Origin of the sequence: Streptoalloteichus hindustanus, from assembly GCF_900129375.1 — a bacterium.
In the GTDB taxonomy this organism is placed as follows: domain Bacteria; phylum Actinomycetota; class Actinomycetes; order Mycobacteriales; family Pseudonocardiaceae; genus Streptoalloteichus; species Streptoalloteichus hindustanus.
Genome location: NZ_FQVN01000001.1, coordinates 888,539 through 910,483 on the forward strand (window position 1 = coordinate 888,539; position 21,945 = coordinate 910,483).

The following is a 21,945-nucleotide window of genomic DNA, read 5'->3' on the forward strand; positions in this document are numbered from 1 at the left end:
GAGGTTTGATCACGTGGCGCTCGTCGTCCAGAAGTACGGCGGCTCATCGTTGGAGAGCGCGGAACGGATCAAACGAGTCGCCGAGCGCATCGTCGAGACCCGCAAGGCCGGCCACGACGTGGTCGTGGTGTGCTCCGCGATGGGCGACACGACCGACGAGCTGACCGACCTGGCCAAGCGGGTGTGCCCGGTGCCGCCCGAGCGCGAGCTGGACATGCTGCTGACCGCCGGCGAGCGGATCTCCAACGCGCTGGTCGCGATGGCCATCTCCTCGCTCGGCGCCAGGGCGCGGTCCTTCTCCGGCTCCCAGGCCGGCGTGATCACCGACTCGACGCACGGCAAGGCGCGGATCATCGACGTCACGCCCGGCCGCGTCCGGCAGGCCCTCGACGAGGGCAACATCGTGCTGGTCGCCGGCTTCCAGGGCGTCAGCCAGGACACCAAGGACATCACCACGCTCGGTCGCGGCGGGTCGGACACCACCGCCGTCGCGCTCGCCGCAGCGCTCAACGCCGACGTCTGCGAGATCTACACCGACGTGGACGGCGTCTTCACCGCCGACCCGCGCATCGTGCCCAACGCCCAGCGCCTCGACGCCATCACCTACGAGGAGATGCTGGAGATGGCGTCGGCCGGCGCGAAGGTGCTCATGCTGCGGTGCGTGGAGTACGCCCGGCGCTACGAGGTGCCGATCCACGTCCGCTCGTCGTACAGCAACAAGCCCGGAACGACCGTCTCCGGCTCGATGGAGGCCCTCCCCGTGGAACAGGCGATGATCACCGGCGTCGCGCACGACCGGTCCGAGGCCAAGATCACAGTCACCAACGTGCCGGACCACCCTGGCGAGGCGGCGCAGATCTTCCGGGTCGTGGCCGACGCCGAGATCGACATCGACATGGTGGTGCAGAACGTCTCGCACGCCGCCACCGGTCGCACGGACATCACCTTCACGCTGCCCAAGGCCGACGGCCCGCGCGGGGTGGCCGCGCTGGAGCGGCAGCGCGAGAAGATCGGCTTTGACCAGGTGCTCTACGACGACCACGTCGGCAAGGTGTCGCTGATCGGCGCCGGGATGCGCTCGCACCCCGGCGTGACCGCCACCTTCTGCGAGGCACTGGCCAGGGCGGGCGTGAACATCGAGATCATCTCCACCTCGGAGATCCGCATCTCGGTGATCTGCCGGGACACCCAGCTCGACGACGCGGTACGGGCACTGCACGACGCGTTCGACCTCGGCAGCGAGGAGCAGGCCGTGGTCTACGCCGGGACGGGAAGGTGAAGCACGATGTCGCGTAAGCCGGTGTTGGCGCTGGTCGGGGCGACCGGCGCGGTGGGTGGCGTCATGATCGACATCATGAACGCCCGCCAGGACTGGCCCTGGGGGGAGGTGCGACTGGTCGCCTCGCCGCGTTCCGCTGGCAAGAAGATGACAGTGCGCGGCGAGGAGCTGACAGTCCTCGCGTTGGCGCCCGAGGTGTTCGACGGCGTCGACATCGCGATGTTCGACGTGCCCGACGAGGTCTCCGCCCGGTGGGCCCCGATCGCGGCCGAGCGCGGCGCGGTCGCGGTGGACAACTCCGGGGCGTTCCGCATGGACCCGGACGTGCCGCTGGTCGTGCCGGAGGTGAACGCCGACCAGATCGCGAGCCGTCCCCGGGGCATCATCGCGAACCCGAACTGCACGACGCTGTCCATGATGGCCGCGCTCGGCGCGCTGCACCACGAGTACGGGCTGCGCGAGCTGGTCGTGGCCTCCTACCAGGCGGTCTCCGGCGCCGGGCAGGTCGGCATCGACCGGCTGCACGCCGAGCTGGCCGCGGTGGCCGGCAAGCAGGTGGGCGCGCGGGCCGGCGACGTCCGGGAGGCGCTCGCCGCCGCCGGGCTGTCGCAGGAGGACTCGCCGTTCTCCGGGCCCGTGGTGCTGAACGTGGTGCCGTGGGCCGGCTCGCTCAAGGACGACGGCTGGTCCAGCGAGGAGCTGAAGGTCCGCAACGAGTCGCGGAAGATCCTCGGCATCCCGGACCTGAAGGTCTCGGCGACCTGCGTCCGGGTCCCCGTGGTCACCACCCACGCGCTCGCGGTGCACGCGACCTTCGAGCGGCCGGTCACCGTGGCGGAGGCCCACAAGATCTTCGACGCGCAGCCGACCGTCGTGCTCGTCGACGACGCGTCCGACGGCCGGTACCCGATGCCGGCGGACGTGGTCGGCGAGGACCCGACCTACGTCGGCCGCGTCCGCCAGGCGCTGGACTTCCCGAACACGCTGGACTTCTTCGTGTGCGGGGACAACCTGCGCAAGGGCGCGGCCCTGAACACCTACGAGATCGCGGAGAAGCTGGCCGACGAGCTGGCCGGCTGACCGGGCTCGACGACGGGACGGGCGGGGCGGTCCGCGCGGCGAGACGCCGTGCCGGGCCGCCCCGCCCCCCTGTCGGCGGCCCTCTACCGGCCGCCCAGCTCGTCGGCCCGGAGCTCCACGGAGGTCTCCCGCTCGGTCGCCCGCAGGATCTGCGGCGTGGCGCCGCGGAAGCTCGGTGGCACGACCGCGACGACGGTCGCGAGGCCGCTGTCGGGGTCCTCGGGGCCGACGCGCACGACGTTCCCGTCCACCGAGGTCACGAGGCGCCACCGACGCCCGCCGTGCTCCACCGTGTCGTGCGCCTGCCCCGCGTCGGTCCTCGGCTCCCGCAGGTCGCTCCCCATGGGCGCGAGTCTGATGACGAGCAGCGCGGACCTGGCGTGCCCGGAGGACACGTCGAACTCGCTCAGAACCAGGTGACCGGGCCGGCCGTCGCTGGTGGTGACGGAGGTGTCGGCCTGGGTGACCACTCCGTCGAGGGCAGTGAGCAGGAGCGGGAAGCCCCGCACGGTGACCGGGGAGACGCTGGCGGCGGGCAGCAGGGCGCGCACCTGCCGGGACGCCTCCGCCCGGAGCTGGGACGTGCGGGCGGCCTCCCCGCCGACCACACCGACCAGGAGGACCCCGACCAGCCCGACCACGAACGACGATCCCCGCACTTCGTCCACTCCCCTCCGTGTCGCCGCCGCCGACACCGCGCCTGGGAGCGCGTCCACCCGAGAATGGTCCGCCGCAGCGGCCCTGGCCTCGGTCATTGGGGCGGAACCCGGTCAACCGCTCGGCTGGTCTTCCCTCCGGCCGGCCCGGTTCTCGGTAGCGTGCGGCCATGGCCGGTGCGCCCAACGGCGGGGAAGCGGTCGTGCTCGGCGTCGATCTCGGGACGACGGCGGCGAGGGTGGTCGCCACCACGCGAGACGCCCGGGTGCTCGCCAGAGCGGAGCGCGGGTACGCGCTGCGTGCCGAGCGGGTCGGCGAGGTGGTGCACGACCCCGAGCAGGTGCTGATCGCCGGGCTGTCCGCGCTGCGGGACTGCGTCCGGCTGTGCGCGGACCTCGACCGTTCGGTCGTCGGGCTCGCGGTGACCGGCTCCCTGCACACGGTGGTTGGCCTGGACGACGCGCTGCGGCCGCTCACACCGTCGCTGAGCTGGGCTGACAGCCGGGCGTTCGAGCAGGCCGAGCGACTGCGCGGCGGGTCCCGGGGCCGGGCCCTGCACCAGGAGACCGGTACGCCGGTCCATCCGATGGCGCCCAGGGCGAAGCTCGCCTGGTACGCCGAGCGGGAGCCCGAGTTGGCTGGACAGGTGCGGGTCTGGTGCGGCCTCAAGGACCTCGCGGTGCTCCGGCTGACCGGACGGTTGGTCACCGACCACTCGACCGCCTCCTCCACCGGGCTGCTCGACATCCGGAACCTGTCGTGGCACCCCGACGCGCTCGACGTGGCGGGGGTTCGCACCGACCAGCTGCCCGACCTGGTGGAGCCGACCGCTGTGCTGTCGCTGAGCACGCCCGCGGGGCGGGCTGCGGGACTGCCACCGGGACTGCCCGTGGTGGTTGGCGGCGGCAACGGCCCGATGACCAACGTCGGCGTGGGCGCGGTGTCGCCGGGGATGGCGTCACTCAGCCTTGGCGTGGGCGGCGCCTTCCGGGTGTTGTGTGACCGGCCGTGGGTGGGAGAGCGCTGCGAGGTGTTCTGCTACGCGGTCGTCGACGGGTTGTGGGTGGTCGGTGGTGCGACCAGCAACGGCGGCGTGGTCGGCGACTGGGCGGCCGAGATCTTCGGCGAGGAGGAGTTCGCGGACCTGCTCGACGAGGCCGCGCTGGTGCCGGGTGGGGCGAACGGGCTGCTGGCCCTGCCCTACCTCTTCGGTGAGCGCGCGCCCTGGTGGGACCCGGTGCCGCGGGGCACGGTGCTCGGGCTCCGCAGAGAGCACGGACGGGCCGAGCTGACCAGGGCGCTCGTGGAGGGCGCCGCGCAGCAGCTCGCGCTCGTGCGCGATGCCGTGCTCGCCAGCGGGCTGACCGTGGGCGTGGTGCGGGCCTCGGGGGAGCCGTTCCGCGGCCGGCTGTGGGTCGACGTGGTCTCCGCGGCGTTGGGCACGGCACTGGAGATCAGCGAGGAACGCGACCCGGCGGCGCTGGGGGTGGCGCTCGTGGGGTGGCGGGCACTGGGGGAGATCGAATCCCTGAGGGCGGTGGCCGACGAGCTCCGGCCGGATCGGACGGCGGAGCCCGACCCCGCCCTCGCCGGACGACTCGCGGCGGCCCGCCCGCTCGTGCGGCGTGCCTACGACGCTCTCCGGGAACTGTCGGTGGAGCTCGGCCGGCTGGCGGTCGAACAGCAGGCGTGACCTGACCGACTACGACCTGAGAAAGTTCGGCGACAGCGGGTGTCGAGAGGCTGTCCTTTCCGTTCGGCGTGGGCATTGACCTCCTCGGCGGTCCCGGCGCACGATCGGCCGTGCGAGGGGGGCGACGTCAGGGAGGCAGCCATGGCCTTCGTGCAACTCGTCGACTGCCACACCGACCGGCTCGACGAGATGAACGACCTGATGGACAAGTGGTTGGAGCGGACGCAGGGCAAGCGCACCGCCACCCACTCCGTCGTAGGGCAGGACCGCGCCGACCCCCACCACTTCGTGGAGATCGTGGAGTTTCCGTCCTACGACGACGCGTTGCGGAACTCGAACCTGCCGGAGACCCACGAGATCTACCAGCAGATGGCCGCGCTCTGCGACGAACCGCCGCGGTTCGTGGACCTCGACGTGGTCCGGGACGAGCGGTGGTGATCGGGAGGCTTTGACCCCCACCGCTCGACTGTCCTCAGTAGACGGTTTGCTGGGCGGTGGTGGCTACTTCGCGCGGCACAGCGGGTGCGCCGCGGTCTCGGCCGAAGAACCACACCAGTAGTCCGACGAGGCCGATCACCAGTCCGCCGACGCCTGCGGCGACGAATCCCCAACCGGGGTGCGGAGCCCGGTCAACGACGAACCCGACCAGCGGCGCGCCCATGGCGGAACCGATCGTGAGCGCGGAGCCGTGCAACCCCATGGCCTCACCCCGCGCCGACGGGGGCGCCAGGCGGCTCACGTGGTCACTGCTCGCGGCGAGGGTCGGCGCACAGGCCAGGCCCGCGGGAAGGAGCGCGAGCGCCAGCAGCCACCAGTGCTCGGCCATCCCGACCGGGACGGTCGCGACGCAGAGCACAGCGAGAAGCGCGGCCAACGGCAGCGGCCGGCGCACCGCGCCGTGCACGAAGCCGCCAAGCAGTGACCACAGGCACCACATCGCGATGACGAGGCCCGCCCAACTGACCTCGCCCCGGGGTTGCAGCAGGGCGACGATCGCCACGTCCGTTCCGGAGAGGACGACGGTCGCCCCGGTGCTCGCGCACAGAACCACGATGAGCCGCGGAGTGAGCCAGCTTCGCCGGGAGACCACCTCGGGGGCGCCCGCGAGCTCCGCCGCGCTCCGCACCGGAGGGTTCAGCAGGTACAGCAGCAGGCCGGCGAGCAGCATCGCGCCCGCGATGGCGAGCATGGACAGGCGGCTGGAGATCTGCGTGCTCAGGAGCACGCCGAGGGCGGGGCCGACCGCGAACGACAGCTCCACCGACATGGAGTCGAGCGAGTACGCGGCTCGGCGCTGCTCCTCCGGGACCATGGCCGCCAGCGACTGCCGCACGACCCCGAAGACCGGGAGGGCCAGGAGCCCGGCGAAGAGCCCCAGGACCAGGAGCGCGCCGTAGGGCAGCCACGGGGCGACCAGCCAGGTCACGCACTGGGCGGTCGTCGTGAGCGCCAGCACCGGGCGGACGCCGTAGCGGTCGGTGAGCCGGCCCATGAGCGGGTTGCCCAGGGCCGCCCCCACCGTGCTGGCCGCCGCCACCGCACCCGCCGCGCCGTAGCCGCGGTCGAGGGTCAGCGCGACGTGCATGGTCAGCGTGACGCCGACCGCGCTCACCGGGAGCCGGGCGAGGATCGCGACGAGCAGCAACGCCCGCAGGCCGGGCAGGGACAGTACCTCGCGGTAGCGCGCGACGATCACCGGTTCATCCTCGGTCACACCACCAGCGGGTTTCGACCGAGTTCTCTGGTTACCCTCGGCCGACGGCAGTGACAGAAACTTACACGATCGTTTTCTTGACTTACTCCAGATTAGGTGGTGAGCTGGTCTCGTCATGGCCCCCACGACCTCCACACGCGACAACGCCGACCGCAGGCCCGACGCACGGCGTCAGCTGCGGGCGGCCGGACTGCGCGTGACCGCACCCCGGCTGGCCGTCCTGGACTGGCTGGCCGGGCATCCGCACGCCACCGCAGACGAGGTGGCCACCGCCGTCCGGGAACGGCTCGGCACGGTGTCCACCCAGGCCGTCTACGACGTCCTGAATGCCTGCACCCGCGTCGGGCTGCTGCGGCGCATCGAGCCGGCCGGTCACCCGGCCCGGTTCGAGACCCGTGCCGGTGACAACCACCACCACCTGGTGTGCCGGCAGTGCGGACGAACCGAGGACGTCGACTGCGTGGTCGGCGCCCGACCCTGCCTCGACCCGTCGGACACGGCGGGGTTCGAGGTGGAAGAGGCGGAGGTCCTGTTCTGGGGGCTGTGCCCCGACTGCCGGAGCACCGGTGCCGCACCGAGCTCCCACGCCCACCACGAGGAGGAGGGACGAGCGTGACCCCAGCGCCGTACACCACGACCAACGCGGGCATCCCGGTCGCCAGCGACGAGCACTCGCTCACCGTCGGCCCGAACGGGCCGATCCTGCTGCAGGACCACTACCTCATCGAGAAGATGGCGCAGTTCAACCGCGAGCGCGTGCCCGAGCGCGTGGTGCACGCCAAGGGCGGCGGTGCGTTCGGCTTCTTCGAGACGACCGAGGACGTCAGCCAGTACACCAAGGCCGCGCTGTTCCAGCCCGGCGTGCGGTCCGACGTCCTGCTGCGGTTCTCCACCGTGGCCGGTGAGCTGGGCTCGCCGGACACCTGGCGCGACCCGCGCGGGTTCGCGGTGAAGTTCTACACCTCCGAGGGCAACTACGACCTCGTCGGCAACAACACGCCGGTCTTCTTCCTCCGCGACCCGATCAAGTTCCAGGACTTCATCCGGTCCCAGAAGCGTCGTGCCGACAACGGCCGCCGCGACCACAACATGCAGTGGGACTTCTGGACCCTGTCGCCGGAGACGGCGCACCAGGTGACGTGGCTCATGGGTGACCGGGGCATCCCCGCCACCTGGCGGCACATGGACGGCTTCGGCTCGCACACCTACCTGTGGGTCAACGCCTCCGGCGAGCGGTTCTGGGTCAAGTACCACTTCAAGACCGACCAGGGCATCAGGACGCTCACCGCGGACGAGGCCGCCCGGATCGCCGGGGAGGACGCCGACCACCACATCGCCGACCTCTGGAACGCGATCGAGCGCGGCGAGCACCCGAGCTGGACGCTGCACGTGCAGGTGATGCCGTTCGAGGACGCCGCCACCTACCGGTTCAACCCGTTCGACCTGACCAAGGTGTGGCCGCACGCCGACTACCCCCTGATCAAGGTCGGCCGGCTGGTGCTCGACCGCAACCCCGCGAACTACTTCGCGGAGATCGAGCAGGCCGCGTTCGAGCCCTCGAACCTGGTTCCGGGCATCGGGCCCTCCCCGGACAAGATGCTGCTCGGCCGGCTGTTCTCCTATGCGGACGCCCACCGCTACCGCATCGGCACGAACTACGCCCAGCTCCCGGTCAACCGACCGAAGTCCCCGGTGTACACGTACTCCAAGGACGGCGCGATGCGGTACGAGAACGTCGCCGACCCGGTGTACGCGCCGAACTCCTACGGTGGTCCGCACGCCGACACCCAGCGCTACGGCGACGTGGCGGGCTGGCACGCGAGCGGCGAGATGGTGCGCGCCGCCTACGAGAAGCACGCCGAGGACGACGACTTCGTCCAGGCCCGCGCCCTCGTCCGTGAGGTGATGGACGAGACCCAGCGCGAGCAGCTGGTCAAGAACGTCGTCGGGCACCTGTCCAACGGCGTCTCGCAGCCGGTCCTGGAGCGGGCGTTCGAGTACTGGCGGAACATCGACAAGGAGGTCGGCGACCGGATCGCCGAGGCCTTCCAGCGCTGACCGCCCCGGTCGCTCGTCGCTCGCGGCGGCCGACGCGCTCCCACCACACCGCGCCCTCGGGGCTCGGGTCGTGAGGACACCGACGTCCTCGCGCCCCGGCCCCGGGGGCGTTCCCCGTTCCCGGGTTCAGGAAACGCCCCCGGACTCGCCCGCCACCACGGGCGACCGGTTGAGCCGTGGTCGTCGGTTGCTGTCGATCTACCCACCTCCTTTCCGCTGGGCGGCGACGGATGCCGCCTCGTCGCCGAGGGTGTCCCGACCGGTCGGGCAGGGGTTTCCGGGGGCGGCGACCGACGTGTCCACTGTGGACAGCAGGGGAAGAACGTCCAACTCCGCGGCGCTGGAAAGGAAGTGCCTGCCCGGGCAGGGTGCGAATCCCTCGGCATGCGGTGGTCGGCTTCTGCGATGTCCGATACCGTCGACCGATCCGACTGGTGATTCCCCTGACTCCGGGCGCCTGACTCCATCCCCGGCGAACCCTGTGCCCGATGTTGCCAGAGAGTCGAACCCACGTTCGACCTCTCGCCACCGAGTTCATACGGTCAGGCGATCTAGTCGAACGTATGTTCGAACACTGCCCGGAGTGGGGTGCTGTTTCCGTGCGGCAGCCGAGGGCTGGGAAGGATCACGAACTGGCTCTGCGGACAGGCCCGGAACCGCGCGGGGGGTGGCGCCTGTCGCACGGGCTTGACCTCTAGCCAGCTTGAACTCTTAGCGTGCGCTGGTGCTCAACCGCACTCAGCAGCGCCTCGCTGACACCAGGGGGTCGTGCCAGGAAACCGGAAACGGTTGTTGGCGACCCAGCGGTACGCGGCCTCCTGGAGCCGACGCATGCCGGGAAGGCGGTAGACGCGCAGCGGCAGCGATGTCCCCAACGCGGCCGACAACGCGTAGTTCACCGCTTCTGCCGCAGAGGCACGAGGCATCCCGTTCTCGTCGATCCACCACACAGAGGACGCCAGTTGCTCAGTGGTCAGCCCGTAGCGCTCCGCCGTCCCGGGTAGCTGGTACGCGACCGTCTCCACACGCCCGTGGCGGTCCAGGCGCTCCAACCAGTTCCGGCACCGTGTGCAGAACCCGCAGTGGCCGTCGAACAGCAGCTTTCCGTGCATCTTCCCAGCTTCCTCGGTGATGGAAGGATCCTCCATATGAGCTTGACCGTAGTGGGCATCGGCGGCTCGATCCGCTCCGACTCGACGTCCGAGCGGGCCCTGCGGATCGCGCTGGCCGGGGCCGAGGAGGCCGGAGCGCGGACCTCTCTGATCACCGGCGGCGAGCTCGTGTTGCCGTTCTACGACCCCGCGGTGCCCGACCGGACCGAGGCGGCCAGGCACCTGGTGGAGACGCTGCGGGGCGCGGACGGCGTCGTGCTCGTCTCGCCCGGCTACCACGGAACGGTGTCCGGCCTGGTCAAGAACGCGCTCGACTACGTGGAGGACCTGCGGTCGGAGGACCGCCCGTACCTGGACGGCCGGGCGGTGGGCTGCGTCGCGACCGCGCAGGGCTGGCAGGCGGCGGTCACCACGCTCACCGCCTTGCGGTCGATCGTGCACGCCCTGCGCGGTTGGCCCACTCCGTTGGGGGTGGCCCTCAACTCCAACGAGGTGAAGATCGGGCCAGAGGGTGACGCCTCCGACGAGCAGGTAGTGCGCAACCTGCGCACTATTGGCCGTCAGGTGGTGGAGTTCGCGTTGGCCCAACGGGGTGAGAAGGCGCACAACGACGCATAACCGGAGGTAGCGGCCCCTCGACGCGGGTGGAAGGGCCGGCTCGGGCTGCGGGAACGCCGGGAGCGAGCCACGCTCGAACTGGACCTGTCGTGAGTCGCTACCGCCGAGGAGTGACACCGCATGACCACTATGAGTCACCCGATCACCAGCACCCTGGGGCAGTCCGAGCGGGAGGCCACCGGCGCCCTGCTCCAGGCGGCCCTTCTCGACCTCATCGATCTCTCGCTCGTGGCCAAGCAGGCGCACTGGAACGTCGTCGGCCGCCACTTCCGCGACGTCCACTTCCACCTGGACGAACTGGTCGCGCTCGCCAGGAAGTACACCGACGAGGTGGCCGAGCGGTCCTCCGCGATCGGCGTCTCGCCGGACGGGCGGGTGCGCACCGTCGCCGCAGGCTCGCGCGTCCCGGAGTTCCCGGACGGCTGGCAGACGGACAAGAACGTGGTGCGGGCGATCGTCGAGGCGCTCGACGTCGTCGCGCTGCGGATGCGCACCCGGGTCGAGGAGTCGGAGCAGCCCGACCCGGTGACCCAGGACCTGTTCATCGAGATCACGCAGGCGTTGGAGAAGACCCGCTGGATGTGGCAGGCCAAGCTCGTCGAGAGCTGAAGCCCCGTCGGCCCGCGAGTTCCTCCCGGAGGCGGCGGATCGAGACGGAAGAGGGGTTCCGGAGAGCGTGTGGTGCTCTCCGGAACCCCTCTTCGAGTTAATCGCTGGTTGTCTCCCAGCCGACGTCGGGGAGGTCAGGCAGACTCGAGCGCACGGCGGGCGAAGGCCACCTCGGCCACGGTCTGCCGGATCGTCTCCGCCACCACCAGTGAGCCGTGACCCGCGTCGTACCGGTACACCTCGTACCGCGCACCTCGTTCGGCGAGCCTGCCCAGGTAGTTCTCGATCTGCCGGATCGGGCACCGGGGGTCGTTCTCACCAGCCAGCACGAGGACCGGTGCGCGCACCGCGTCGACGTAGGTGATCGGCGAGGACGCCCGGTAGCTCTCCGGAAGGTCGTCGGGCGAACCGCCGAACAACGCGCGGTCGTAGGCCCGCAGGGGCTCCATCTCGTCGGCGTAGGCGGACACGTAGTCGGCCACGGGCACACCGGCCACTCCGGCTGCCCACCGTTCCGGCTGGGTGCCCAAGGCCAGCAGGGTGAGGTAGCCGCCCCAGGAGGCACCGGAGACCACACAGCGCGCGGGGTCGGCCAGGCCCGTGCGCACCGCCCACTCGTGCACGGCGGCGACGTCCTCCAGCTCGGTCAGCCCGGGGCGTCCCTCGATCGCGTCCCGCCACGCCGAGCCGTACCCGGTCGAGCCGCGGTAGTTCACGTGCACGACGGCGAAGCCGGCGTCGAGCCACACGGCGCGGTAGGCGGAGAAGCGGTCCTCGTCGGCGGCGTGCGGCCCACCGTGCAGGCTGAACACCGTCGGCAGCGGGCCGTCGCCGGCGTTGGCCGGCCGGGCCACCAGAGCGTGCACGTCACCGCCGTGCGAGGGCACGAACGCGTCAACGAGCGGCTGCGAGGAGGCGGCTCGGGCCCCCGCGGGTTCCAACAGCACCCGGTCGCTGCCGTCCGTGTGCCGAGCCCGCACGACCGGCGGGTGTTCCCCAGAGGACCACGAGTACTCGATCACGCCGTCCGGCCGGACACTCGCCGAGCCGATCGTGCCCGCGGGGATGTCGAGCGCGGTGAGCTCCCCGCTCGCCAGGTCGTAGTGGTGCAGGGTGGAGCGCGCCCGGTGGGTGTGCACCACCAGCAGGGCGCTGCCGTCCGGGTACCAGTCGGCGGCCACCTCGCCGGGCAGGTCGAGCTCGATCTCGACCTCGGAGTCCCCGGCGACGTCCCAGATCAGGAGCTCCTCGCGGCCACGCCGCTCGTGGAGCGCGAGCAAACGCTGGTCACCCGGGACGGGGCTGAAGGCGAGCGCCTCCAGGCCCTTGCCCGGCCCGTCCCACTTCTCCGCCACAACACCACCGTCGGCCGTACGGAGAACGCGCAGCGCGGGGTGGCGGCTGTCGCCGTGCTCCGAGTGCGAGATCGCCAACAACGACTCGTCGCGGGACAACGCCGACACCCCGGCGTCCTGTTCGTGCTGGTAGACGACTCGGGTGTCGCCACCGTCGCCCGAGACCCAGATCGTGGTGCCGTCGTCGGTCGACGTGCCGACCGCGACGAGGGAGCGGCCGACCTCGACGCCGGCCGGATAGCCCGCGTGGACTCCGGGGACCGAACGCGGCGCGACGCCCTCGGCCGTGACGTCGAAGCTCTCGATCCGCCAGGTGCCGAACTCGTCGCCGTCGGTGTCGTCGAACCACCAGATCGACCTGCCGTCCGGGCTGAGGAGGCCGTGGTAGGTCCCGTTGGGTCGGTTGGTGACCCGGCGGTGGGTGTCGCTGGCCCGGTCCCACGCGTAGATCTCCCACACGCCACTGACGTTGGAGAGGTACAGGGAGTGGTCCGGCTCGTCACGAGCCCAGTCGGGCAGGGACGTTCGGGGTGCGGTGAAGCGGGTCCGCCAGCGGGCCTCGGCCTCGGGGTCGTCGAACAGGCGCTCGGGGACCTCGGCAACGGGGTGGTCGGTCACGGCCCCGATCCTGCCACCGGCGCGCGCGGGTGGGAGGAGTCGCCCAGCCGGCCGCGCGCTCAGGCGGTTCGCTGGGCCACCAGGACGTAGTAGTCGAGCAACCCGAGGCGGTAGGCGGTGAGCCAGTTCCGCGTCCAGTTGGTGGCCGCCTCGGTCTGCGCCAGCCACCGGTCCCAACCCGGCCAGACGTGCTCGCCGATGCTGCGGGAGCTGACCTCGGAGAACCCGGCCGCCGCCAGTTCGCGGGCGACGAGCCCGACGCTCCGGGCGTGGTCGACCCCCGTGTCCATGGTGTGGATCAGGCTCGCGAGTTCCGTCGCGTGGGCCTCTCCGGTGGCGAAGAACGTCGTGACGAGCAGCCGCCCGCCGGGAACGAGCACCCGGTATACCTCACGGGCGAATCCGGGAATGTCGTCGAAGTGTTGGGCCGCCTCCACGGACAGCACGCGTTCGAAGGAGGCGTCCGGGAACGGGAGCGCGTTGGCCGCCCCCTGGTGGTAGGCGAGCCGGCCACCGGACGAGGCGATGGCGGCGGCGTTCGTCCGACGGGCCCTGGCCACCTGGTCGGGGTGGATGTCGACACCGTCGGCAGAGCGGGCGCGGTAGGCGCTGGCGGCCAGCGCGGTGCCCAGCCCCCGCCCGCACCCGACCTCCAGCAACCTGGTGGTCGGGGAGATCCCGAGCGCGTCCAGCGCCACCTCGTAGAGCCGGCGCTGACTGGTGATCCGCTGGCCGACGCTGATCGGACCGTCCAGCGGAATGCTGGCCCAGTAACCGAAGTTGATGAAACCGCCCGCGAACAGGTCCCGGGTGGCGAGGTCCTCCGGCCCGTACATCCGGTCCCGGAGCTCCGTGGGGTCCACGGTGATCTTCCTACCGCAGGCTGACCGCGCCGAACGGGTGAAAAGCAGCAGGGCCGCGGTGCCTTTCGGCTCCGCGGCCCTGCGTCCTGTCGGGGTGGCGGGATTTGAACCCACGACCTCTTCGACCCGAACGAAGCGCGCTCCCAAGCTGCGCCACACCCCGTTGGACGGGACTTAGCTTACAGGTAGTCCGCCCCAGCACCGAATCGGGCCCCCGTAGCCTCCGTCACACCGGCCTGACCAGGATCTTCGGCGCGCGGGGTCAGCGTGAGGAGAGTGGCCTCGGGCGGGCAGGCGAACCGGACGGGGGCGTAGGGCGAGGTGCCCAGCCCCGCCGAGACGTGCAGCCACGTGTGGGCTCCCCAGCGGGACGCCCCGCGGGCCCGGGTCCGGTCGAGCTCGCAGTTGGTCACGATCGCCCCGTAACCCGGCAGTCGGAGCTGACCGCCGTGCGTGTGCCCGGCCAGGACGAGGTCGTAGCCGTCCCCGGCGAACCCGTCCAGCACGCGGGGCTCGGGCGAGTGCGTCACTCCCAGTCGCAGCGCGGCCTTCGGGTCGGGTCGGCCGGCGATCTGCTCGTAGCGGTCCCGCTTGAGGTGCGGGTCGTCGAGTCCTGCGGCGACCACGGCCTGGCCGGCGATGGTGAGCCGCCGCCGCACGTGGGTGAGGTCCAGCCATCCCCGCTCGGCCATGGCCGCGCGGAGGTCCTTCCAGGGCAGCGGGGTGCCGTGCACGCGCTTGGTCTTGCTCGACGGCAGCAGGTAGCGCGCCGGGTTCTTCGGCTTGGGCGCGTAGTAGTCGTTGCTGCCCCAGACGAACACCCCCGGGAACTCCAGCAGGGGGCCCAACGCGCGCAGCACGGCCGGCACGGCCTGCGGGTGCGCCAGGTTGTCGCCGGTGTTCACGACGAGGTCGGGCCGCAGGTCGGCGAGCGCGGCCACCCACCGCTGCTTCGACTCCTGCCCGGGAGTCATGTGCAGGTCGGAGACGTGCAGGACGCGCATGGGCCGCGCGTCGGGCGCGAGCACCGGCAGCGTGGCCTGGCGAAGTGTCCACCGTCGGCGCTCGTAGCCGGCGGAGTAGGCGAGCGTCCCGACGCCGAGTGCGGCGGTGCCGAGCAGGATCCGACCGAAGGTGTTCACGGCTTCGAGACTACGGCGACCGCTGTGACCGCCCGACGTAGGCTGCCGGCCCGGCGTGCTCGGGTGAACTCGGGGGCAGGTCGGTGCCCATGTTCCGTTGCTGCCACACGGATCTGACGCACCTGTGTCACCTGAAAGTGGGCTCTGTGGTGTCACTCGGAGGTGAAGTGATATTGCCTTCGATGTCGGAATTCTTCGTGTGGCCGACGCATGGTGTTCCCGTGATAGGTGATAAGCGTGTTGAGGTGAGATGGAGGAAATTGGGATCGCCATAACTATGGTCAATGGCCATGAGCTGGCGCTGGGTATGTGCGGCGTGGCGTGGTGAGCTGGCGTGGTGAGGTGCTGTCTCGCGCGGAGAGTGGAGATGCCCAGCTCTTCGGGGTGGTGGTTTGCCCTCTGTCCCGTCGTGGCTTTCATGTTCGGTCGCGCAAGGGTGTCGGATTTCGCCAGTCGGTGCGAGAGGGGTCATGTTACCTCTCGCGCGCAATGTGGATTCCACTTCCGTGGCGTCAAAAGAGCGAGCGGACGAGGGGCGGAATCGAGTAGGGTCCGATCATGGCGGAGTTGAAGGCGCGGTTGCAGGCCGATCTGGCCGCGGCGATCAAGGAGCGGAACACCACCGTGGTGGACACGCTGCGGATGGCGCTGGCCGCGATCACGACGGAGGAGGTGGCCGGCTCGGTCGCCCGTGAGCTCTCCGACGACGAGGTGCTCAAGGTGCTCGCCAGGGAGGCCAAGAAGCGGCGGGAGGCCGCTGAGGCGTTCGCCGGAGCGGGTCGGGACGAGCTGGCGGCAAAGGAGCGCGCGGAGGGCGAGGTGCTGGCCCGCTACCTGCCGGCGCAGCTCGACGACGCTGCCCTGGACGAGCTCGTGCGGGAGGCCGTGGACGAGATCGCCCGGATCATCGGCGAACGTCCGGGCCAGCGTCAGATGGGGCAGGTCATGAAGGCTGCCAACGCCAGGGTCGCTGGCCGGGCCGAGGGCTCCCGGGTCGCGGCGGCGGTGCGCTCCCACCTGCAGGGCTGACCGCACGCTCGCATCAATTCGAGACGGAAAGGCGCCACCCCTTGTCTGTCCAACATGGACAGACAAGGGGTGGCGTCGTCCTGGCCGCGCCCGTTTCTCGCCCTGGGGGACGTGCGGGAATCAACCCCTGCGCGGTGACAGCGTGGGGATGCGGTGCGGGGGCGGGTCACCCGGAAGGGGATCGCTGAAACGTGGATTGCTCGGCTGCCCGCCGTCGTTCTGCGTCGTCGGCGCGGGCGCCTGGCTGGAAGGCGGGACGGAACCCTGGTCGGAGGGGGTGCGGCCCGGGTTGTCCGGGCGGCTCGGCGCCGACGAACTCTGGCTGGGCGCCGGCTGCGGGACGAACCCGCTGCTCACCCAGATCGTCACCGTCTCGCCGGGCAGCGCGACACCCCGAGGGCTCTGACTGGCGACCACGCCCTTCGGGAAGGAGCTGTTGATCGAGCGGCGTTCGACCTTGTAGCCGGCCTGTTCCAGGAGCGTGCGGGCGTCGTTCTCCGCCCTGCCCACGACGTCGGGCACCCGGACCTCGTCGCCGCCGTGCAGGTACCGGGGATCGACCGGGGGCAACGGCTCGGCGGGGAGGCCGGCGTGGATCTCCTTCATGGCGGCGAACCAGGTGCGCGCCGGCACCATGCCGCCGAACATGTGCCCCCCGTTCCCGCACAGCTTCGGCGGCCTGCCGTCGCAGATGCCCTGCGGGCGGACGCCGTCGGTGAAGATCAGCGCGGCGCCGGCGAACTGCGGGGTCGAACCGGTGAAGCCGGCCGAGTGGTAGTTCTCCGTCGTGCCGGTCTTGCCGATCATCGGCCGGTTCCAGTCGACCTCCTTGGCCGCCGTGAAGGCGGTGCCGCCCTGCTGGTCGTCCTTGCTCAACCCCACGGCCAGGGTGTTCGCCAGCCCGCCGGCCACGACCTGCTCGCAGGGCGCCTCGGTGAGCGACACCGGGCGGCCGTTGCGGTCGAGCACCTCCTCGATCGGGCTCGGTGGGCACCACATGCCGCCGCTCATCAGCGTCGCGCTGACGTTGGCCAGCTCCAGAACGCTGGTCGGACCGAAGCCGAGGGTGAACGGGCCGATCTTGTTGTCCTTGATGAACTGGGCCTGGGACGGCCCGTTCGACCCGTCCCTGGCCAGCGGGTCGCCGCTCCGGTTGACGCCCTGCATGCCCTCGCGCAGCCCCAACCGGACCGCCATGTCCACCGCGGCGTCCAGCCCCACGCGTTCCTGCAGCTTCACGAACGTGGTGTTCGGCGACTGCGCGAGAGCGTCCTGGAGGGTCAGTGAGCTGCGGTACGTGGCGGTCGGCGCGTTGTGCACCGTGTAGGGGCCGAGGTTGTTCAGGTAGACGCGCGACGTGTAGCTCGACGGCACGTCCACGACGTTGTGGATGCCCATGCCCTTCTCCAGGGCGGCGGCGGCCACGAAGATCTTGTAAATAGAGCCCGCGCCGAACTTGGTGACCCCGCTGGGCAGGTCGTACTGCGTCTGGCCCTTCTCGACGTCCAGCCCGTAGTCGCGGTTGGCGACCAGCGCGCGGACCCGGTGCCGGTCCCTGCCGGGTTGGACGACGGCCACCGTGTTCGCGATGCCCGTGGTCTGCTTGGGGACCTGGGCCTCCGCCGCCTGCTTCGCGGCCTTGGTGACCAGCGGGTCGAGCGTGGTCTTGATGGTGTAGCCACCACGCCTGATCTGGTCGAGGGAGAACCCGGCGCGTTCGAGGTACTGCAGGACGTACGAGCAGAAGAAGCCGTCGGACGGGCCGGCGCCGATGCACCCGTTCTGCAGCATGTTCAGCGGCTGCACCAGACCCAGCGGCTGCTGCTTGGCGTCCTCGCCCATCTCCCGGGTGATGCTGCCGTAGTCGACCATCTTGTCGATCACGGTGTTGCGCCGCCGGATCGCGCCGTCCGGGTTCGTCACCGGGTTGAGGTAGCCCGGCTGGTTCACCAGGCCGGCGAGCGTCGCGGCCTGCGGGATCGTCAACTGGTCCGGGGTGGTGTCGAAGTAGGTCCTGGCGGCGGCGGCCACGCCGTAGGTCTGGTTCCCGAACGGCACGACGTTCAGGTAGCGGCTGAGGATCTCGTCCTTGCCGAGCCGCTTCTCCAGCTGCAGCGCCACCCGGATCTCCCTGAGCTTGCGGGCCGGTGTCTGCTCGGTGGCGCGGGCCCGCTCGGTCGGCGTCTTCGCGACCACGTGGACCAGGTAGTTCTTGATGTACTGCTGGGTCAGCGAGGAGCCGCCCTGGGCGATCTCGCCGTGCAGCTGGTTGGTGACGAAGGCGCGCATCGTGCCGCGCCAGTCGACCCCGTCGTGCTCGTAGAACCGCTTGTCCTCCATGGCGACGATCGCCGCCTTCATCGTGTCGGCGATCCTGTCGGGCGGGGTGAGCACGCGGTACTGGTCGTAGAGGTACGCGATCGCGTTGCCGGTGACGTCGGTGATCGTCGTGACCAGGGGCGGGTCGACGCTGACCAGGTCGGCCGAGATGTTGTCGACGGTGTCGCTGGCGCGGTTCGAGACGACGCCGATCGAGCCCACGACCGGGAACAGCATCCCCGCGACGAGGACGCCGGCCAGGACGCAGAGCCCGAGGAGCTGGAGCAGGCCGTCCCTGACTCGCACGGGAGCCAGGGTAACTGTCACCTCTGTCGGTGACCTCTCGTCTTGCCCAAAGCGGTGACTTCACGTAACGGGTGAGCAACCCGGTGTTGGACGGGGAACCAGATGCCTCTACAGTCCGTCAACGTCTTCACGACCACACGCGTCAGCGCACTCCCCGAAAGTGTGCTGTCGACCCGGTGCCGGGGGGTGCCGGGTTCGTCGCGACGACGACAGGAGCTGGGGGACATGGTGTTCGACCAGGGGGACTGGCGCACCCGCGCCGCTTGCCGAGACGAGGACCCCGACAAGTTGTTCGTCCGCGGCGCCGAGCAGCGCAAGGCGAAGCTCGTCTGCCTCGCGTGCCCGGTGCGGACGGAGTGCCTGGCCGAAGCCCTGGACAACCGGATCGAGTTCGGTGTCTGGGGCGGTATGACCGAGCGTGAACGGCGGGCGTTGTTGCGCCGCCGGCCCGACGTCGCGTCGTGGCACGAGCTGCTCGACGAGGCCCGGCGCAACCACGACGACACGGAGGCCAAGGTCAGCTAGCTGGCGCCCGGCTGTCTCGCGGCTGGCCGGCGCCCCGTCGGGCGCTGGCCGGCCGCGGGTCCAGGCGTGTTCCGCACACGCCACGCTGTCGAGTGATTCGCTCTCTTTCGAGTGCAATCACGCGCCTCGGCTGGCCCGGCGGGTCGGGACACGCCGAACCGTGCTGCCGCTCGGCCGTTCTCCGCTGTCGTCGCGGCGGAGTTGTCCACAGGTGCCCGAGTTGTCCACAGGCTCGGGTTTCGCCGTTGGCGCGGTGGTCGCCGCTGGATAGGCTGGAGCAGGGCTCGCCCCCCAGGGCGGGTGGGGGCTGACCAGGGGTGAGGGCGGTGTGGCGCCCGACGGCCCGGGGTCCGCGGCGAACGTGGCGGTGCGGCTGGCAGCGCCGGGAAGTGGTTGCCCCGCCTCAGGTTCCGGCCAGGCGATGGCCGATCTCGCGCAGACCCTCCATGTCGTGCACGTCGGTCGGCAGCGCGGGAACGCCGATCAACGCCACCTCGGGATGGGCCGCGGCGAACCGCCCGAGGAGCCTCTTCTCCCGTTCCGCCATGGCGACCCGGTCCGCGTGCAGCCGGAGGACGGCCTCGACCACCGGGTCGGTTCCGGCCCGATCGATCTCGTCCGCGGCCGCCGCCGCCCTCGCCGCGTCCAGGTCCGCCAGGACCGGGTGCGTGCGGTTCAGCACCAGGCCGGCCAACGGCATGGTCTCCGCCGCCAGCCGCTCCACGAAGTAGGCGGCCTCCCGCAGGGCGTCCGGCTCGGGCGCGGCGACCACGAGGAACGCCGTGCCGGGTGAGCGCAGGAGCCGGTAGGTGGCCTTGGCCCGTTCCCGGAACCCGCCGAACATGCTGTCGAACGCCTGGACGAACGCGGACGCGTCCGCGAGCAGCTGGCCGCCGACGACGGTCGACACGGCCTTGGCGAACAACCCGAACCCCGCGCCGACCAGCCGGGCGATGCCCCGGCCACCCGCCCTGGCCGGTGCCGACAGCAACCGGATGACCCTGCCGTCGAGCACCGAGGACAGCCGCTGGGGCGCGTCCAGGAAGTCCAGCGCCGACCGGCTGGGCGGGGTGTCCACCACGATCAGGTCCCAGTCGCCGGTCGCGGCGAGCTGCCCCAGCTTCTCCATCGCCATGTACTCCTGCGTGCCGGAGAACGACGTGGAAATGGTCTGGTAGAAGGGATTCGCCAGGATCTGCTCGGCGCGCTCCCGACCGGCGTGCGTCATCACCATCTCGTCGAAGGTGCGCCGCATGTCGAGCATCATCGCGCTGAGCTCGCCGGGTACGTCGCCGTCGAGCGTGACCCGTCGGGGGTGGTTCCCGAGCTGGCGCAGCCCGAGCGACTGGGCGAGCCGCCGCGCCGGGTCGATGGTCAGCACCACGACCCGCCGCCCCCGCTCGGCCGCGCGGAGCGCGAGCGCCGCCGCCGTGGTCGTCTTGCCGACCCCGCCGGAGCCGCAGCAGACGAGGACGCGGGTGCCGGGGTCGTCCAACAACCCGTCGACGTCCAGCATCGGCGGACGTCCCGGTCCGGGCGAGCTCATCTGACCCCCTGCTCGATCAGCAGCTCGGCCAACTCGTGCAGCACGCCGACGTCGACGCCGTCGGGCCGGTCGGGCAGCTCCAGCACCGGCAGGGCGGCCTCGGCGAGCTGCGCCATCGCCGCGCGCTCGGCCCGGACCCGCAACGCGTGTTCGACGGTCTGGTCGACCAGCCCGGTGATGACTGCCCGCGCGGGGTCCAGTCCCGCGGCCCGCAGCCCGGCGGCGACCCGCTCGGCGTCCACCGCCCCGTGGGCGGCCGTCTCCACCGCCGACGCCGGCAACCGCACCGGCCGCACCCGGTTGACCAGCACCGCACCCGGCCGCAGGTCCACGCTGTCCAGCTCCTCCACGGCCTCCAGCGTCTCCTGCACCGGAAGCTCCTCCAGCAGGGCGACGAGGTGCACCGCGGTCTCACCGGAGTGCAGCAACCGCACGACGCCGTCGCTCTGCTCCCGGATCGGGCCGACCTTGGCGAGGTCGGCCATCGCCCGGGTGACGTCCAGGAACTTCGCCACCCGTCCCGTGGGCGGGGCGTCCAGCACCACGGCGTCGTAGGCGTGCCGCCCGCGCGAGTCCGTGCGGGTGACGCACTCCTTGACCTTGCCGGTGAGCAGCACGTCGCGGAGGCCGGGGGCCAGGGTGGTGGCGAACTCGATCGCGCCCATCTTGCGCAGTGTCCGCCCGGCGAAGCCGAGGTTGTAGAACATCGACAGGTATTCGAGCAGCGCGGCCTCGGCGTCCACGGCCAGCGCGCGCACCTCGCCGCCGCCGCGCACCCAGGTGAGGTGCTCCTCGGCGTAGGGCAGCGGAGACCGCCCGAAGAGCTGGGCGATGCCCTGCCGCCCCTCCACCTCGACCAGGAGCACGCGACGACCGCCGTGGGCCAGGGCCAGCGCGAGCGCCGCCGCGCCCGTGGTCTTGCCTGTTCCGCCCTTGCCGGTCACCACGTGCAGCCGGACGCGGGCCAGCTCGTCGGTCCAGCCGGGGGGCGGGGTGGTCACGCGATCAGCGTAGGCGTCCCGTCTCCCGCATGCCTGACGCGGGCGACACCTCGCGGGCGGGGAGCGACCGGATCCTCAGTCGGCGAGGGTGACCACCGCGATGAGGATCCACTCCGCGGCCACGATTCCCCACGCGACGGTGGACGGCAGGACCGTGGCGACCAACGCGTCGGCCACCGCGAGCACGCCGAGCGAGATCAGCGCGGACCGGGCGACGTCGCCCCGCGTGCGGCCCCTGCGGTCGCGGGCCTGGGCCATCGCGACCAGCACCAGCACCAGCCCACCCAGTGTGAGCAGGCAGGTCGCGACGATCCGCCAGGTCTCCACGCCGATCACCGTAGCGTCGTGTCGCGGCGTCCGGGAGACCGCGAACGGGCCGCCGTTCGGCCGGTGGTCCCCCGGACGGTCGCGCGGGCGGCTA

Annotated in this window: 20 protein-coding genes and 1 tRNA gene; 10 read left to right on the forward strand and 11 right to left on the reverse strand. The window is 71.3% G+C overall.

Annotated features, from left to right (window positions below; all coding sequences use genetic code 11):
* The first annotated feature begins 13 nt into the window (after positions 1–13).
* Both BUE43_RS04220 and BUE43_RS04225 read left to right on the forward strand, forming a co-directional pair.
* Positions 14–1,279 carry an aspartate kinase gene (locus BUE43_RS04220; protein ID WP_073479924.1) on the forward strand — a complete coding sequence of 422 codons (1,266 nt, stop codon included), beginning with the start codon at positions 14–16 and terminating at the stop codon, positions 1,277–1,279.
* Between the two features lie 6 nt (positions 1,280–1,285).
* Positions 1,286–2,359 (forward strand): aspartate-semialdehyde dehydrogenase, encoded by a 1,074-nt coding sequence (locus BUE43_RS04225; protein ID WP_073479925.1) that lies wholly within the window; start codon positions 1,286–1,288, stop codon positions 2,357–2,359.
* A gap of 83 nt (positions 2,360–2,442) precedes the next feature.
* Here BUE43_RS04225 and BUE43_RS04230 read toward each other — a convergent pair whose 3' ends face one another.
* Entirely contained in the window at positions 2,443–3,075 is a 633-nt protein-coding gene (locus BUE43_RS04230; RefSeq protein ID WP_143173928.1) for a hypothetical protein, read from the reverse strand.
* A gap of 110 nt (positions 3,076–3,185) precedes the next feature.
* Here BUE43_RS04230 and BUE43_RS04235 point away from each other — a divergent pair, with 110 nt between their 5' ends.
* Both BUE43_RS04235 and BUE43_RS04240 read left to right on the forward strand, forming a co-directional pair.
* Positions 3,186–4,709, forward strand: coding sequence for a gluconokinase (locus BUE43_RS04235; protein WP_073479927.1), 1,524 nt, complete (start codon positions 3,186–3,188; stop codon positions 4,707–4,709).
* Between the two features lie 141 nt (positions 4,710–4,850).
* Complete coding sequence (locus tag BUE43_RS04240) at positions 4,851–5,147, forward strand: hypothetical protein (RefSeq protein ID WP_200797350.1); 297 nt, start codon at positions 4,851–4,853, stop codon at positions 5,145–5,147.
* A gap of 34 nt (positions 5,148–5,181) precedes the next feature.
* On the opposite strand, the gene BUE43_RS04245 is transcribed toward BUE43_RS04240, so the two are convergent.
* Positions 5,182–6,423 (reverse strand): MFS transporter, encoded by a 1,242-nt coding sequence (locus BUE43_RS04245; RefSeq protein WP_234995519.1) that lies wholly within the window; start codon positions 6,421–6,423, stop codon positions 5,182–5,184.
* 115 nt (positions 6,424–6,538) lie between these two features.
* Between BUE43_RS04245 and BUE43_RS04250 the strand changes: the two genes are divergently transcribed.
* Both BUE43_RS04250 and BUE43_RS04255 read left to right on the forward strand, forming a co-directional pair.
* Positions 6,539–7,039 carry a Fur family transcriptional regulator gene (locus BUE43_RS04250; RefSeq protein ID WP_073479928.1) on the forward strand — a complete coding sequence of 167 codons (501 nt, stop codon included), beginning with the start codon at positions 6,539–6,541 and terminating at the stop codon, positions 7,037–7,039.
* Positions 7,036–8,481 carry a catalase gene (locus BUE43_RS04255; protein WP_073479929.1) on the forward strand — a complete coding sequence of 482 codons (1,446 nt, stop codon included), beginning with the start codon at positions 7,036–7,038 and terminating at the stop codon, positions 8,479–8,481. Before BUE43_RS04250 ends, BUE43_RS04255 begins: the two co-directional genes overlap by 4 nt.
* A gap of 728 nt (positions 8,482–9,209) precedes the next feature.
* Here the strand turns inward: BUE43_RS04255 and BUE43_RS04260 are convergent.
* Entirely contained in the window at positions 9,210–9,593 is a 384-nt protein-coding gene (locus tag BUE43_RS04260; protein WP_073480273.1) for a thiol-disulfide oxidoreductase DCC family protein, read from the reverse strand.
* A 36-nt stretch (positions 9,594–9,629) separates the two neighbouring features.
* Between BUE43_RS04260 and BUE43_RS04265 the strand changes: the two genes are divergently transcribed.
* Both BUE43_RS04265 and BUE43_RS04270 read left to right on the forward strand, forming a co-directional pair.
* A complete protein-coding gene (locus BUE43_RS04265) occupies positions 9,630–10,211 on the forward strand; it encodes an NADPH-dependent FMN reductase (protein WP_073479930.1) in 582 nt (193 codons plus the stop codon).
* A gap of 120 nt (positions 10,212–10,331) precedes the next feature.
* Positions 10,332–10,820 carry a Dps family protein gene (locus BUE43_RS04270; RefSeq protein ID WP_083959285.1) on the forward strand — a complete coding sequence of 163 codons (489 nt, stop codon included), beginning with the start codon at positions 10,332–10,334 and terminating at the stop codon, positions 10,818–10,820.
* Between the two features lie 134 nt (positions 10,821–10,954).
* Here BUE43_RS04270 and BUE43_RS04275 read toward each other — a convergent pair whose 3' ends face one another.
* The 4 genes from BUE43_RS04275 to BUE43_RS04290 form a co-directional block, all read right to left on the reverse strand.
* Positions 10,955–12,793, reverse strand: coding sequence for a S9 family peptidase (locus BUE43_RS04275; protein WP_073479932.1), 1,839 nt, complete (start codon positions 12,791–12,793; stop codon positions 10,955–10,957).
* Between the two features lie 59 nt (positions 12,794–12,852).
* Positions 12,853–13,656: a class I SAM-dependent methyltransferase gene (locus BUE43_RS04280; RefSeq protein WP_234995520.1), complete on the reverse strand. Its 804-nt coding sequence runs from the start codon at positions 13,654–13,656 to the stop codon at positions 12,853–12,855.
* A gap of 89 nt (positions 13,657–13,745) precedes the next feature.
* Positions 13,746–13,819: transfer RNA gene (locus BUE43_RS04285), tRNA-Pro, on the reverse strand.
* 16 nt (positions 13,820–13,835) lie between these two features.
* Positions 13,836–14,798, reverse strand: a complete 963-nt coding sequence (locus BUE43_RS04290; protein WP_073479933.1) for a metallophosphoesterase — start codon at positions 14,796–14,798, stop codon at positions 13,836–13,838.
* Positions 14,799–15,356: 558 nt separating this feature from the next.
* Here BUE43_RS04290 and BUE43_RS04295 point away from each other — a divergent pair.
* Positions 15,357–15,827: a GatB/YqeY domain-containing protein gene (locus BUE43_RS04295; RefSeq protein ID WP_073479934.1), complete on the forward strand. Its 471-nt coding sequence runs from the start codon at positions 15,357–15,359 to the stop codon at positions 15,825–15,827.
* A gap of 120 nt (positions 15,828–15,947) precedes the next feature.
* Here BUE43_RS04295 and BUE43_RS04300 read toward each other — a convergent pair whose 3' ends face one another.
* Positions 15,948–18,452 carry a penicillin-binding protein gene (locus BUE43_RS04300; RefSeq protein WP_073479935.1) on the reverse strand — a complete coding sequence of 835 codons (2,505 nt, stop codon included), beginning with the start codon at positions 18,450–18,452 and terminating at the stop codon, positions 15,948–15,950.
* A gap of 225 nt (positions 18,453–18,677) precedes the next feature.
* Between BUE43_RS04300 and BUE43_RS04305 the strand changes: the two genes are divergently transcribed.
* Positions 18,678–18,977, forward strand: coding sequence for a WhiB family transcriptional regulator (locus tag BUE43_RS04305; RefSeq protein WP_073479936.1), 300 nt, complete (start codon positions 18,678–18,680; stop codon positions 18,975–18,977).
* A gap of 403 nt (positions 18,978–19,380) precedes the next feature.
* Here BUE43_RS04305 and BUE43_RS04310 read toward each other — a convergent pair whose 3' ends face one another.
* From BUE43_RS04310 to BUE43_RS04320, 3 genes are all read right to left on the reverse strand, one after another.
* A complete protein-coding gene (locus BUE43_RS04310; protein ID WP_073479937.1) occupies positions 19,381–20,523 on the reverse strand; it encodes an ATPase BagB in 1,143 nt (380 codons plus the stop codon).
* Entirely contained in the window at positions 20,520–21,524 is a 1,005-nt protein-coding gene (locus tag BUE43_RS04315; RefSeq protein ID WP_073479938.1) for an ATPase BagA, read from the reverse strand. The genes BUE43_RS04310 and BUE43_RS04315 overlap by 4 nt, the downstream gene beginning before the upstream one ends.
* A gap of 75 nt (positions 21,525–21,599) precedes the next feature.
* A complete protein-coding gene (locus BUE43_RS04320) occupies positions 21,600–21,851 on the reverse strand; it encodes a hypothetical protein (RefSeq protein ID WP_073480275.1) in 252 nt (83 codons plus the stop codon).
* Positions 21,852–21,945 lie beyond the last annotated feature (94 nt).